The organism is Pseudolysinimonas kribbensis (assembly GCF_030161895.1).
Lineage (GTDB): Bacteria > Actinomycetota > Actinomycetes > Actinomycetales > Microbacteriaceae > Pseudolysinimonas > Pseudolysinimonas kribbensis.
Map to the genome: position 1 here is coordinate 281,770 of NZ_BSVB01000001.1, position 13,264 is coordinate 295,033.

Consider the following 13,264-nt stretch of genomic DNA (forward strand, 5'->3'; position numbering starts at 1 on the left):
AGGTGGCAGCTTTCGTCGTGCCCGGGCCCGGGGAGGCGACGAAAAGTGTCACCTCAGGCGCGCTCGAGGAGCCAGATGAGGAGCGCCTTCTGGGCGTGCAGGCGGTTCTCCGCCTCGTCCCAGATGACCGACCGCGGCCCGTCGATGACCGAGGCGGCGACCTCGTAGCCGCGATCGGCGGGGAGGCAGTGCAGGAAGATCGCGTCCGGCTTCGCCAGCGCCATGAGGTCCGGCGTCACCTGGTAGTCGCCGAGCGCGGCGACGCGGACCGCCTTCTCCTCCTCCTTGCCCATCGACACCCAGGTGTCGGTCACGACGACATCGGCGCCGGCGACGGCCTCCTCGGGGTCGTGCAGCAATGTGATCGAGCCACCGGTCGTGTCGGCGATGCGCTCGGCGTCGGCGACGATCCCGGCATCCGGGGCATACGCCTCGGGGAACCCGACACGCAGATGCATGCCGGCCGTCGCGCACGCGAGGAGATAGGAGTGCACCATGTTGTCGGCGCCGTCCCCGAGGAACGCGACGGTCAGGCCGGCCAATGCGCCCTTGTGCTCGCGGATCGTGAGCAGGTCCGCGAGCAGCTGGCACGGATGGAAGACGTCGCTCAGGGCGTTGACGACGGGCACCCGGGTGCCCCGCGCCATCTCCTCCAGGCCCTCCTGCGCGTAGGTGCGCCAGACGATCGCCGACACCATCCGCTCGAGCACACGGGCCGTGTCGGACGGCGTCTCCTTGCCCCCGAGCTGACTGTTCGCGGTCGAGATGATCAGCGGGCTGCCGCCGAGGTCGGCGATCCCCACCGCGAAGCTCACCCGGGTGCGCGTCGACGACTTGTCGAAGATGACGGCGACGGTCTGCGGTCCGGCGAGCGGCTTCACCCCCAGCGGTCGGCCTTGATCCTCTCCGCGAGGTCGAGGATGTCGGTCTGCTCGGCCGGGCTGATGTCGTCGTCGCGGAGGAAATGGCGGGTCATGCGGTGGCTCCCGTCGGAGTGGAGGCGGCGACCGCGGCGAGCGCCGCGGCGAACTTCTCGGTGAACTCGGCCACCTCGGCGTCGCCGATGATGAGCGGCGGGGCGAGCCGGACGCGGGATTCCGCGGCGGCGTTGACGATGAGCCCGCGCTCCTGGGCCGCGGCGACGATCTCCTTCGCGACGGGCCGGGTCAGGACGACGCCGATCAGCAGGCCGCGGCCGGAGAGCTCCGCGACGAGCGGGGATGCCATCCCCGCGATCGCCGCGCGCAGCTCGGCCCCGCGCAGCGCCGCGTTCGCGACCAGGCCCGCGTCCTCGATCTCGGCGAGCACCGCGCCGGCCACGGCGGTGGCGAGCGGGTTGCCGCCGTAGGTCGAGCCGTGCTGCCCGGGCTGCAGCAGCTGAGCGGCGGCGCCGAAGCCGACGAGCGCCCCGATCGGGAAGCCGCCGCCGAGCCCCTTGGCCAGCGCCACGGCATCCGGCGCCGCTCCCGGCGGCAGAACGCCCTCGGCCTGGTAGACGAACCAGTCGCCGGTGCGGCCGATGCCCGTCTGGATCTCGTCGAGGATCAGCAGCGCCCCGTGCCGCGAGGTCAGTTCTCGCGCGGCGGCGAGGTAGCCGTCCGGCAGGTCGACGACACCGGCCTCGCCCTGGATCGGCTCGACCACGAGGGCGGCGACGTCGTCGGCCAGCGCCTTCTCGAGCGCCGCGATGGTCGGCGCGATCTGCTCGACCCCGGCAGCAGCGGCCGGAACGGGTCCTGCAGCACGGGTTTGCCGGTGAGCGACAGCGCCCCCATCGTGCGGCCGTGGAACGAGCCGGTGAGCGACAGGATGCGCGGCCGGCCGGTGCGCCGGGCGAGCTTCACGGCCGCCTCGATCGCCTCCGTGCCGGAGTTGGTGAAGTACACCGCGTCGCCGCCGGTCAGCCGGGTCAGCCGCTCGGCGAGCGCGAGCTCGGGCTCGCTCGCGAAGTAGTTGGAGATGTGCGCGAGCCGCTCCGCCTGCGCCGACACGGCGCGGGTGAAGACCGGATGCGCGTGCCCGAGCGCGTTGACCGCGATGCCCCCGAGGAAGTCGAGGTACTCGGTGCCCTCGACGTCCCAGACCCGGGCGCCCTTGCCGTGCGAGAGCATGGCGAGCGGCGACGGGACGGTGGGCATCATCGCGGCGCGGAACCGGGTGGTGAAGGTGGACGCGTTCACGGGATCACCTCCGTGCCGACGCCGGCGTCCGTGAAGATCTCGAGCAGGATCGAGTGCGGGCGCCGGCCGTCGATGATCGCCGCCTTGGGCACGCCGCCGAGCACGGCATCCAGGCACGCGGTCATCTTCGGGATCATGCCGCTCGAAAGGCTCGGCAGCAGCCGGGTCAGCTCGGCGGCGTCGATCTGGCTGACGAGCGCGTCGCGGTCGGGCCAGTCGCGGTACAGCCCCGCGACGTCGGTGAGCACCACGAGCTTCGCGGCACCGAGGGCGATGGCGAGCGACGCGGCGGCCGAGTCGGCGTTGACGTTGAGCGACTGCCCCGGCTGGTCGAGGTCGGGCGCGATCGAGGAGACGACCGGGATGCGCCCCGCGTCGAGCTGCGCGATCACGGCCGCGGGGTCGACCTCCACGACGTCGCCGACCAGGCCGATGTCGACCGGTTGGCCGTCGACGATCGCCTCGCGCCGGCGTCCGCGGAACAGCCCGGCGTCCTCGCCCGAGATCGCGGCCGCGAGCGGCCCGTGCTCGTTGATGAGGCTCACGAGTTCCCGGCTCACCTGGCCGGTCAGCACCATGCGCACGACGTCCATCGCCTCCGGCGTGGTCACGCGGTAGCCGCCGCGGAACTCGCTCGGGATGCCGAGCCGTTCGAGCATCGACGTGATCTGCGGCCCGCCGCCGTGCACGACGACCGGCCGGATGCCGACGTGCCGCAGATAGACCATGTCCTGCGCGAACGCGCGCTGCAGCTCCTCGTCGACCATCGCGTTGCCGCCGAACTTGACGACGACGATGCGGCCGGCGAAGCGCTGCAGCCACGGCAGCGACTCGATGAGGACCGCGGCCTTGTCCACCGCGTCCAGATCGTCCAGCACCACGTCGCTCATGACGCGTACGCCGAGTTCTCGTGCACGTAGTCGTGCGTGAGGTCGTTGGTGAGGATCGTCGCCGTGGCGTCGCCGGCCTTCAGGTCGATGAGCACGTGCGTCGCGCGCGGCGTGAGGTCGACCTCGTCGCGCGGCCGGTCCGGCGCGCCGCTCGAGCACACCCGCACGGCGTTCATCGCGACGTCGACCGCGTACGGATCGAACGCCGCCCGCGTCGTGCCGATCGCGGCCAGCACCCTGCCCCAGTTGGGGTCGTTGCCGAAGATCGCCGCCTTGAACAGGTTGCTGCGCGCGACGGCTCGGCCGACCTCGACGGCGTCGTCCTCCGAGGCGGCGTGCACGACCTCGATCGCGATGTCGTGGCTGGCGCCCTCGGCATCGCCCTGCAGCTGTCGCGCGAGGTCGAGGCAAGCGGCCGTGACGGCCTCCGTCAGCTCGGCCGCGGACGGCGCGACCCCGGATGCCCCGCTCGCCAGCAGCGAGACCTGGTCGTTGGTCGACATGCAGCCGTCGCTGTCGAGGCGGTCGAAGCTCACCCGGGTCGCGGCCCGCAGGACGGCGTCGAGCGCGGACGCGTCGACGTCGGCGTCCGTCGTGAGCACCACGAGCATCGTCGCGAGTCCCGGCGCGAGCATGCCCGCGCCCTTGGCCATGCCTCCGACCCGCCAGCCGTCGCGCTCGATCACCACGGTCTTGGGCCGGGTGTCGGTCGTCATGATGGCGGCGGCCGCGTCGGCTCCCCGCCGGCGCCGAGGACGGAGGCGGCCGAGGCGACGCCCGCCACGAGCTTCTCGCGCGGCAGCTGATCGCCGATGAGCCCGGTCGAGCACACCAGCACGTCGCCGGCGCTCACGCCGAGTGACTCGGCCACCGCCTCCGCGGTCGCGTGCGTCGTCTGGAACCCCTCGGCCCCGGTGAAGCAGTTGGCGCCACCCGAGTTGAGCACGATCGCGCTCACCCGCCCGTCGGCCGCGACCTGCTTCGACCAGATGATCGGGTTGGCCTGGGCGCGGTTGCTCGTGAACACGACCGCGGCGTCCTGCCGCGGGCCGCGGTTGACGACGAGGGCGAGGTCGAGGGCGCCGGAGGCCTTGAGACCCGCGGCGACACCGGCCGCCTCGAATCCGGCGGGGGCGGTGACGGCGGTACCGGCCGAACTGTTCACGGCGCGACTCCGTTCAGGGGCAGGGCGGTCGTCTCCTCGAAGCCGAGCGCGAGGTTGGCGGACTGGATCGCCGCACCTGCGGTGCCCTTGACGAGGTTGTCGATGGCGCAGAGCGCGACGAGCCGGTTCGCGGCCTCGTCGACGGCGATCCCGATGAGCGCCGTGTTGGCTCCCGTGGTGTCGCCGGACCGCGGGAACACGCCCTCGGGCAGCAGCTGCACGAACGGCTCCCCCGCGTACGCCGACGCGTACGCCTCGCGCACCTCGGCGGCCGAGACGCCCGGCGCGAGCGCGGCGGTGGCCGTCGCGAGGATGCCGCGCGACATCGGCACGAGCACCGGCGTGAACGAGAGGGTGGGGTCGGTGGCGCCGGCCGCGACGAGGTTCTGCTGGATCTCGGGGATGTGCCGGTGGACGCCGCCCACCTGATACGCGGACGCCGACCCCGCGATCTCGCTGGCCAGCAGGCTCGTCTTGGCGCTCTTGCCCGCCCCGGACGTGCCGACGGCGAGCACCGCGACGAGGTCCTGCGCGCGCGCGACGCCGGCCGCGAGGGCCGGGGCCAGGGCCAGGGTGACCGCACTCGCATTGCAGCCGGGGGCGGCGATCCGGGTCGACCCGGCCAGCGTGTCGCGCTGCCTGCCGGTCCCTCCGTCGATCAGCAGCTCGGGCAGGCCGTAATCCCAGGCGCCGAAGAACTCGCCGCCGTAGAAGCGGTCCCACGCGGCGGGATCGGTGAGCCGGTGGTCGGCGCCGCAGTCGATCACCACGACGTCGTCGGGAAGCCGCGCCGTGAGGGCGCCGGACTGCCCGTGCGGCAGGGCGAGGAAGACGACGTCGGCGCCCGCGAGCACCTCGGGCGTCGTCTCCTGCAGGGTCATCCCGGCGAGGGAGCGCAGGTGCGGCTGGACGTCGCCGAGCGGCTGCCCGGCGTTGCTGTGCGCGGTGACGGTGGTCACCTCGAGGTCGGGGTGCGCGGCGAGCAGCCGGAGCAGCTCGCCCCCGCGTATCCGCTCGCGCCGGCGACGGCGACGGAGAGGGGCATGGTTCAACCTTAGGGTTCGACGGACGATGGCCTGACTGCGGCGACGTCGCGCGAACGGGGCTGACGGGTCAGCGGCGCGGCGTCGCCGAGAGTCGGCGCGCGCGACGGACACGACGGAGCACGAGGCTCTCGAGGTCGGTCCGGGGCTGGTCCACGGGACGACCCTACTGCCCGGATCGAGGCCGGGTCCAATCCGGGCGACCCGCTCCCCTCCGGCTACTCCCGGACGGCGGCCCCGAACAGCTCGCCCGCGCGGGCGGCGCCCGCGAGCTTCGCCTCGCTCGCCTCCGCCGCGGTCAACGTGCGATCGGGCGCGCGGAACCGCAGGGCGAACGTCAGCGACTTCGTCCCGTCCGGCAGGCCGGGGCCGCGATAGTCGTCGACGAGCGCGGCGTGCTCGAGGAGCTCCCCGGCGCCCTCGACGACGGCGGCCAGCACGTCGCCGGCCGGCGTCGCGGACGGCACGACCAGGGAGAGGTCCTGCGTCGCGGCCGGCATCGTCACGAGGGGCGCTGCCTGCACGTCGACGGCGCCGAGCTCGAGCAGCACGTCGAGGTCGAGCTCCAGCAGCGCGACGACGCGCGGCAGGTCGAGCTCGGCCGCGATCGACGGCAGCAGCTCTCCCGCGACACCCACGACGCGGTCGCCGACCCGCAGCTCGGCGGTGCGGCCGGGATGCAGCGCCGGATGCTCGCCCCGCTCCGGCACGATCCGGGTCGCCGTCGCGAGCCCCACCTGCCGGGCCGCGTCGAGCGCGTCGGCGATCCCCGCCGGCTCGGCCGCGGCACCCGGCCGCTTGGGCAGCGCCTCGCCGAGGAAGAGCGCGGCCACGCGCCACCCCTGCGACGGGATGCTCCGGTCGAGCGCCGCGAGCGTCGCGTCGTCGGGACGCCGGGATCCCGGCGGGATGAAGTCGGTGCCGGCGGGGGCGCCGGCCTCGGGGCGCACCACGCTGCCGAGCTCGAAGAGGGCGAGGTCGGGGAGCCCGCGTCCGAGGTTGCGGCGGGCGACCTCCAGCAGCCCCGGCAGCAGCGAGCGCCGCAGCCGGTCGGCCTGCGGGTCGAGCGGGTTGGCCAGCCGCACGCTCGGGGCGCCGGGTTCGAACCGCTCGATCGCCGCGAGAGACAGGAACGGGTAGGCGAGCACCTCGGTGCCGCCGGCCGCCGCGAGGGTCGTGCCGACCCGGCGGCGCACGAGCTGCGCGCGGGTGAGACCGCGACCCGCCGGCGCCTGGGGCAGCAGGGAGGGGATGCGGTCGTACCCGGTGATGCGCGCGACCTCTTCGACGAGCGAGGCGTCGTCGATCAGGTCGGGGCGCCAGGTCGGCGGCGTCACCGACCAGTCGTCCGACCCGGCGGCGCCCTCATCGACCGTGGCGCCGATCAGGCGCAGCGCATCGCGCACCTCGTCGAGCGTGTAGCCGACCCCGGTCAGCGCCGCGGGGCGTCCCGGCGCCAGCCGGATCGGCTGGGGCGGGCGGGATTCGTCGAGCGTCGAGCCGAGCGGGTCGGCGGTGCCGCCGGCGAGCTGCACGAGCAGATCGACGACGCGCTGCGCCGCGGGAGCTGCCACGGCGGGGTCGACGCCGCGCTCGAACCGGCGCGACGCCTCGCTCGGCAGCTTGTGCCGCCGCGCGGTGCGGGCGATCGAGATCGGATCGAAGTTCGCGGCCTCGATGAGCACGTCGGTCGTGGCCCCGGAGAGCTCGGTGGTCGCGCCGCCCATGACCCCGGCCAGCCCGATCGGGCCCGAGTCGTCGGTGATGAGCAGGTCCTCCGGCGAGAGCGTGCGCACCTGACCGTCGAGGGTCTCGAGCGTCTCACCCGGCGTCGCTCGCCGGACGGCGATGCCGCCCGTCAGCCTCGCGAGGTCGTAGCCGTGGATGGGCTGACCGAGTTCGAGCATGACGTAGTTGGTGATGTCGACCGGGAGCGAGATCGACCGGATGCCGGCCAGACGCAGCCGGGACGCCATCCACGGCGGCGTGGGTCGGCCGGGATCGATGCCGCGCACGGCACGGGTGACGAAGACGCTCGCCCCGACCCGGCCGCGGATCGGCGCCGCGTCGTCGACGCGCACGTCGAAGCCCGAGCCCGTCGCGACCGTCACGGCCTGCGCCGGGTCGCGGAACGCCGCCCCCGTCGAGTGCGAGTATTCCCGCGCCACGCCGCGGATCGACAGCGCGTAGCCGCGATCGGGCGTCACGTTGATCTCGACGGCCGCGTCGTCGAGCCCGAGCAGGTGGATCGCGTCGGCGCCGACCCCGGGGTCGAGCCCGAGGTCGGCGAGGCGCAGGATGCCGTCGTGCTCGTCGCCGAGGCCGAGCTCGCGCGCGGAGGCGATCATCCCGTCGCTCACGTGTCCGTAGGTCGTGCGCGCCGCGATGGGGAACGGCCCCGGGAGCACGGCGCCCGGCAGTGTCACGACGACCTTGTCGCCCGGACCGAAGTTGTGAGCGCCGCAGACGATCCCTCTGGGCTCGGGCTCCCCGACATCCACGCTGCACCAATTGATGGTCTTGCCGTTGGACTGCGGCTCGGGCTCGGCCGACAGCACCTGCCCGACCACGATCGGGCCGGTGAGGGCCGCGCCGTGCACGTCCTCCTCCTCGAACCCGACCCTCACGAGGGCGGCGTGCACGCTCTCGAGCGACACGTCGTCGGGCAGGTCGACCCACTCGCCCAGCCAGCTCAGCGGGACCCGCATCAGACCACCATCCCGAACTGCTGCGAGAACCGGATGTCGCCCTCGACGATGTCGTGCATGTCGCGCACGTCGTCGCGGAACATGAGCGTGCGCTCGATGCCCATGCCGAACGCGAAGCCCTGGTACTCGTCGGGGTCGATGCCCGCGGAGCGCAGCACGTTGGGGTTCACCATGCCGCAGCCGCCCCACTCGATCCAGCGCGGGCCGCCCTTGAGGTTCGTGACCCAGACGTCCATCTCGGCGCTCGGCTCGGTGAAGGGGAAGTAGTTGGGGCGCAGGCGGATCTGCGCCTCGGTGCCGAACAGCGAGCGCGCCATGTGCTCGAGCGTGCCGCGCAGGTGCGCCATCGTGAGACCGCGATCGATCGCGATGCCCTCGATCTGGTGGAACACCGGGGTGTGCGTGACATCGACCTCGTCGGTGCGGAACGTGCGGCCCACGGCGGCGACGTAGACCGGCAGAGGCCGGGTGAGCAGCGACCGGATCTGCACGGGGCTCGTGTGCGTGCGCAGCACGAGGTGGCGCTCGACCGGGTCGACGAAGAAGGTGTCCTGCAGGGCGCGGGCCGGGTGGTCCTCGTCGAAGTTGAGCGCGTCGAAGTTGAACCACTCGTGCTCGAGCTCGGGGCCCTCGCCGATCTCCCAGCCCATCGAGATGAACAGGTCGCTCATCTGCTCCATGAGCATCGTGAGCGGATGGCGCGCCCCCGCCCGCCAGCGCGACGCCACCTCGGTGACGTCGAGGCTCTCGCTCTCCAGCCGCGCCGCCTCCTCGGCGGCGAGCACCGTCTGCTCCTGGGCCGCGAGCGCCTGATTCACACGCGCGCGCCCCCGCCGACGAGCTTGCCGGCGGCCGCCTTCTGGTCGCCGGGCAGGTCGCGGATCGCGGCGTTGAAGCGCGCGAGCGCGGACGTCTCCCCGGCATGCTCGGCGCGCGCGGCCCTCAGGGCAGCGGCGTCGTGCGCGCCGGCGATCGCGGCGAGCGCGGCCTCGACGGCGGCCTCGACCGCGGGTTCGGTGATGGCCTCGGACACGAGGATTCAGCCTACCGGCGCGCGCCGGGCCCCGACGCGAGGTGCTCCAGCGCCCGCACCGCGGCCCCTGGTCCCGGCTCCCGGGCCCAGGCGTCGCGGAGCCCCTTGCCCGGGCGCGCAGGCCGTCGTCGGCGAGGACCACCGCGAGCGCGTCCGCGAGGTCCCCGGCGTCGACCGCACCGCATCGGCCCGCCGGCCGATCCCGAGCGCCTCGACCCGGTCGGCCGTGAACGGCTGGTCGGCACCCATCGGCACAACGAGCTGCGGCAGGGCATGCGCGATCGCGCTCATGACCGTGCCCGAGCCGCCGTGCGAGAGCACCGCCGCGCACCCCGCCAGCAGCGCCGACGTGTCGAGGAACCGCTCGACGCGCACGTTGGCCGGGGCGTCGAACCCCGCCGGGTCGAGGTCGCCGCCGACGGTCAGCACCGCGCGGATCGGCAGCCGTCCGAGGGCCGCGAGGATCCGGGAGAACAGGTCGCCGGATTCGATGTTGAACTCGGTGCCGAGCGTCGCGTACACGAGAGGCCGGTCGCTGTCGTCGGCCACCGGCGCGGGAGCCGACCCGGACATCGACGCCGGGCCGATCGACAGCGCGCCCTCCGGCAGCGGGAACGCCGGATCACGGAACGCGGGCGGGAACGGCGAGAGCCACAGCTCGCCGGTGATGCGGGCGGCATCCGGATCGGCGTCGAGACCGAGCTCGGAGCGCAGCGCCGCGAGGGGTCCCGCCACGATCTCGCACTGCACGATCGCCCCCGACGCGATGACGCCGACGACCGCGCACGGGACACCCGCCCGCTCCGCCGCCAGCCGCGCCCCGAAGTCCACCTCGTCGCACAGCACGACGTCGGCGGGCCGGTCGGCGAGCAGCGCCCCGACCTCCTCGGCCGAGCGGCGCGCCACTCCGCCGGCGAAGTGGCGGCCGATGACCGCGCGCTCGTGCTCGCGGGTCGTCTCGGCGATCGGCGCGATCGTGCCGCCCGCGTCCGCGCGCACGACATTGCGCACCCGCACCTCGTCCGCGAGACCGGGCGGCAGCACCTGCACCGCCGGGGCGCGTCCGCAGACGTCGACGCGGTGTCCGGCATCGCGCGCGGCGGTCAGGATCGGCAGCTGCGGCAGCAGATGCCCGGCGCCCCCGGCGAACGAGCAGAGGATGCGCACGTCAGGCGCGCTGCGCGAACGCGCTCTCGTACAGGCAGACCGAGGCGGCCGTGGCGAGGTTCAACGATTCGGCGCGCCCGTAGATCGGCAGTCGCACGACGCGATCGGCGAGCTCGAGCGCCTCGTCGGAGAGCCCGTGCGCCTCGTTGCCGAACAGCCACGCGGTCGGCTCGGGCAGCAGCTCGCGCACCTCCGGCAGGGGGTCGCCCTTGATATCGGCGGCGACGACCCGGATGCCGGCCTCGCGCACCCCGGCGATCGTGGCCTCCAGCGCGGCGTTCTGCGCGATCGGCACGTGGAAGACCGACCCGGTCGTGGAGCGGACGACCTTCGGGTTGTAGACATCGACGTGCCGGCCGGTGAGCACGACCCCGTCGGCACCGGTGGCGTCCGCCGCGCGGATGATCGTGCCGGCGTTGCCCGGATCGCGGATCTCGTCGAGGATCGCCAGCAGCTTCGGCTGGCGGTCGAGCATCGAGTCGACGGTCTGGTCGAGATGGGCGAAGACCGCGACCACTCCCTGCGGGGTGACGGTGTCGGCCATCGCCTCGAGCACCGCATCCGTGACGAGCTCGACGTCGACGCCCGCCGCCGCGGCGCCGAAGTCGCCGCGATCGAGAGCGCTCCGGGTGATGAAGAGGTCGATCGCCAGCTCGGGACGGCAGGCGAACGCCTCGGCGACGGCCTGCGGCCCCTCCACCAGGAAGTAGCCGGTCTCCTCACGGGCGGTGCGCTTGGCGAGTTTCGCCACGGCACGGACCCGCGGCGAGCGCGGGTTGTCGATCACAGGAAAAGTCTAGGGACACCACGAAGCGGATCGGGCATCGCGGTGACGCCGGCTACTCGACCGGTTCACCGCGCGGTCCGAACGGGCCGGCTCATGCGGCGGGCGGCGCCACCTTGGCCGACAGGCCGTCCAGCACGAAACCCGCAGGCATCGCGCCGTCGCGCATCGAGACGGTCGCCGCGGCATCCTGCGCGCGGATCCGCTCCCCCAGGGCCTGGGCGATGCGCACGTATGCCTTCTGCCCGAGCATCTTCTTGGGGCCGAAGAGGCCGCCGTCCTTGAGGAGCGCGCGGAGGATGTGCGTGCGCACGGCGCGGCGTCCATCACGTTCGTCGGAGATCTGGATGTCGAACGACAGCTCGGGGCTCGTCGCGAAGAGCGTGTCCGACCCCTTGATGTCGTAGGCACGGATAGGCCCCGCGTCGGCCGTCTGGGTCACCTTGCCCTTGCCGCCGACGATCGCTTCGGCCGCGGCCAGCCAGATCGCCTCGGGGGCGAGGGTGGTCACGATGTCCGTGCCCGTCCACATCAGGGGTGCGGCTTCGCCATCAGTCGTTCTCCTTCGGATCCCCGTCGGCGTCGAGCGCCATCGGGGCGGGGGTGGGTCCGGGCGACGCGGGTGTCGTCCCTGTCCGTGCCTGATCTGCGGCCGCGACGCCGGCTTCGATCAGCCGTTGCAGGTTCTCGGCGTGATGACGACGCGTGTTGACCGACTTCGCGATCACGATCACGATCACGATCACGATCACGATCACGATCACGAGAACCGCGATGCTCAATCCGAGCGCCACGTGACCTCCTCGGCCGATCGGGATGTGGTGACGCCGACCATATCGTGGTTGATCCTCACTCCTCGCGCGTTCCCGCTCCGGCGCGCCGCGAAGCCCGACTCGGACCGGCACGCGCACAACAACGACAGCGCGGACACCGACCTACGGCGTCCGCGCTGTGCGTGGTTCGTGATGCGGGCCCGGCTACGCAGACGCCTTCGCAGAGTTGACGTCCTTCGGGAGGGCCGCCTTCGCAGCCTCCACGAGCCCGGTGAACGTGGCCGGCTCGTTGACCGCGAGCTCCGCGAGGATGCGGCGGTCGACCTCGATGCCGGCGAGGCCGAGGCCCTGGATCAGCCGGTTGTAGGTCATGCCGTTCGCGCGGGCGGCGGCGTTGATGCGCTGGATCCACAGGCGACGGAACTCACCCTTCTTCGCGCGACGGTCGCGGAAGGCGTAGGTGAGCGAGTGGGTGACCTGCTCCTTGGCCTTGCGGTAGAGGCGCGACCGCTGCCCGCGGTAGCCCTCGGCGCGCTCGAGCGTGGTGCGGCGCTTCTTGGCGGCGTTGACCGCTCTCTTGACACGTGCCATGAGTCTGTTTCCTTGTCCGGTCCGGGCTTACTTGCCCAGGAGCTTCTTGATGACCTTGGCGTCCTGCGTGGGCAGCACGACGTCCTGGTTCTGCCGGCGGGTGACCCGCGACGACTTGTACTCGAGGTGGTGGCGCATGCCCGCGCCCTGCTTCACGACCTTGCCGGAGCCGGTGATCCGGAACCGCTTCTTGGCACCCGAGTGGGTCTTCTGCTTAGGCACTTTCTTCCTCGTTCTTCTCCGCAGCTGCGGGTTCTGCCGCCGGAGCGGGGTTGTTGCGGGCTCGCGCCGCATCGCGCTTCGCGTTCTGCTCGGCCTTCGCGTCGGCCTTGTTCTTCAGCGGGCCGATGACCATGACCATGTTGCGACCGTCCTGCACGGGATTGGACTCGACCGAGCCCCACTCCGCGACGTCCTCCGCGAACCGCTGCAGCAGTCGGTAGCCCTGCTCCGGCCGGGACTGCTCGCGACCGCGGAACAGGATCATCGCCTTGACCTTGTCGCCTGCCTGGAGGAAGCCCTCGGCGCGCTTGCGCTTCGTCTCGTAGTCGTGCTTGTCGATCTTGAGGCGGAACCGAACCTCCTTGAGGATCGTGTTCGCCTGGTTGCGCCGCGCTTCCTTGGTCTTCTGGGCCTGCTCGTACTTGAACTTGCCGTAGTCCATGATCTTCACCACGGGCGGTGCGGAGTTCGGGGCAACCTCGACCAGGTCCATGTCGGCCTCCTGGGCCAGCTTGAGCGCGTCCTCGATGCGGACCACTCCGACCTGCTCGCCGTTGGGTCCGACCAGACGCACCTGCGGCACGCGGATCCGGTCGTTCGTCCTGGGATCGCTGATGCGATGTCCTTTCGTCGATGTTCGTCGCGCGAAAGGAGAGCGAATCCGGCGCGCCTTGGCGCCACCACCCCCTGTCGACCGGTGCCGTCTCT

General features: G+C 72.7%; 9 protein-coding genes and 5 pseudogenes. All 14 read right to left on the reverse strand.

Annotation, left to right across the window (positions count from 1 at the left end):
• Positions 1 to 53: 53 nt before the first annotated feature.
• Positions 54 to 976: pseudogene (gene argF / locus QQK35_RS01605) on the reverse strand (ornithine carbamoyltransferase).
• Positions 973 to 2,141, reverse strand: a pseudogene (locus tag QQK35_RS01610) (acetylornithine transaminase). Before QQK35_RS01610 ends, argF begins: the two co-directional pseudogenes overlap by 4 nt.
• Positions 2,142 to 2,176: 35 nt before the next feature.
• Complete coding sequence (gene argB / locus QQK35_RS01615) at positions 2,177 to 3,070, reverse strand: acetylglutamate kinase (RefSeq protein ID WP_284252355.1); 894 nt, start codon at positions 3,068 to 3,070, stop codon at positions 2,177 to 2,179.
• A pseudogene (gene argJ, locus QQK35_RS01620) lies at positions 3,067 to 4,235 on the reverse strand (bifunctional glutamate N-acetyltransferase/amino-acid acetyltransferase ArgJ). Before argJ ends, argB begins: the two are co-directional and overlap by 4 nt.
• Positions 4,232 to 5,280, reverse strand: a pseudogene (argC, locus tag QQK35_RS01625) (N-acetyl-gamma-glutamyl-phosphate reductase). Before argC ends, argJ begins: the two co-directional pseudogenes overlap by 4 nt.
• Positions 5,281 to 5,496: 216 nt before the next feature.
• On the reverse strand, positions 5,497 to 7,986 hold the full coding sequence (pheT, locus tag QQK35_RS01630) for a phenylalanine--tRNA ligase subunit beta (RefSeq protein ID WP_284252357.1): 2,490 nt from the start codon (positions 7,984 to 7,986) through the stop codon (positions 5,497 to 5,499).
• Positions 7,986 to 9,019, reverse strand: a pseudogene (gene pheS, locus QQK35_RS01635) (phenylalanine--tRNA ligase subunit alpha). Before pheS ends, pheT begins: the two are co-directional and overlap by 1 nt.
• Before the next feature lie 6 nt (positions 9,020 to 9,025).
• The gene (locus QQK35_RS01640; RefSeq protein WP_284252360.1) at positions 9,026 to 10,186 is read right to left on the reverse strand and encodes a glycosyltransferase; all 1,161 of its coding nucleotides are present in this window, start codon (positions 10,184 to 10,186) and stop codon (positions 9,026 to 9,028) included.
• Position 10,187: 1 nt separating this feature from the next.
• The gene (locus QQK35_RS01645) at positions 10,188 to 10,973 is read right to left on the reverse strand and encodes a TrmH family RNA methyltransferase (RefSeq protein ID WP_284252362.1); all 786 of its coding nucleotides are present in this window, start codon (positions 10,971 to 10,973) and stop codon (positions 10,188 to 10,190) included.
• A gap of 91 nt (positions 10,974 to 11,064) precedes the next feature.
• Positions 11,065 to 11,502 carry a hypothetical protein gene (locus QQK35_RS01650; RefSeq protein ID WP_284252364.1) on the reverse strand — a complete coding sequence of 146 codons (438 nt, stop codon included), beginning with the start codon at positions 11,500 to 11,502 and terminating at the stop codon, positions 11,065 to 11,067.
• Between the two features lie 19 nt (positions 11,503 to 11,521).
• Positions 11,522 to 11,764 (reverse strand): hypothetical protein, encoded by a 243-nt coding sequence (locus tag QQK35_RS01655; RefSeq protein WP_284252366.1) that lies wholly within the window; start codon positions 11,762 to 11,764, stop codon positions 11,522 to 11,524.
• Between the two features lie 183 nt (positions 11,765 to 11,947).
• Positions 11,948 to 12,334 carry a 50S ribosomal protein L20 gene (rplT, locus tag QQK35_RS01660; protein ID WP_284252368.1) on the reverse strand — a complete coding sequence of 129 codons (387 nt, stop codon included), beginning with the start codon at positions 12,332 to 12,334 and terminating at the stop codon, positions 11,948 to 11,950.
• A gap of 27 nt (positions 12,335 to 12,361) precedes the next feature.
• Positions 12,362 to 12,556 carry a 50S ribosomal protein L35 gene (gene rpmI, locus QQK35_RS01665; RefSeq protein WP_284252370.1) on the reverse strand — a complete coding sequence of 65 codons (195 nt, stop codon included), beginning with the start codon at positions 12,554 to 12,556 and terminating at the stop codon, positions 12,362 to 12,364.
• On the reverse strand, positions 12,549 to 13,139 hold the full coding sequence (gene infC, locus QQK35_RS01670) for a translation initiation factor IF-3 (RefSeq protein ID WP_425565006.1): 591 nt from the start codon (positions 13,137 to 13,139) through the stop codon (positions 12,549 to 12,551). Before infC ends, rpmI begins: the two co-directional genes overlap by 8 nt.
• Positions 13,140 to 13,264: the final 125 nt, after the last annotated feature.

Bases quoted from the DNA above. Each gene is read 5' to 3' on its own strand.
- argB (WP_284252355.1), bottom strand. From the start codon at position 3,070: ATGAGCGACGTGGTGCTGGACGATCTGGACGCGGTGGACAAGGCCGCG.
- pheT (WP_284252357.1), bottom strand. From the start codon at position 7,986: ATGCGGGTCCCGCTGAGCTGGCTGGGCGAGTGGGTCGACCTGCCCGAC.
- QQK35_RS01650 (WP_284252364.1), bottom strand. From the start codon at position 11,502: ATGTGGACGGGCACGGACATCGTGACCACCCTCGCCCCCGAGGCGATC.
- rplT (WP_284252368.1), bottom strand. From the start codon at position 12,334: ATGGCACGTGTCAAGAGAGCGGTCAACGCCGCCAAGAAGCGCCGCACC.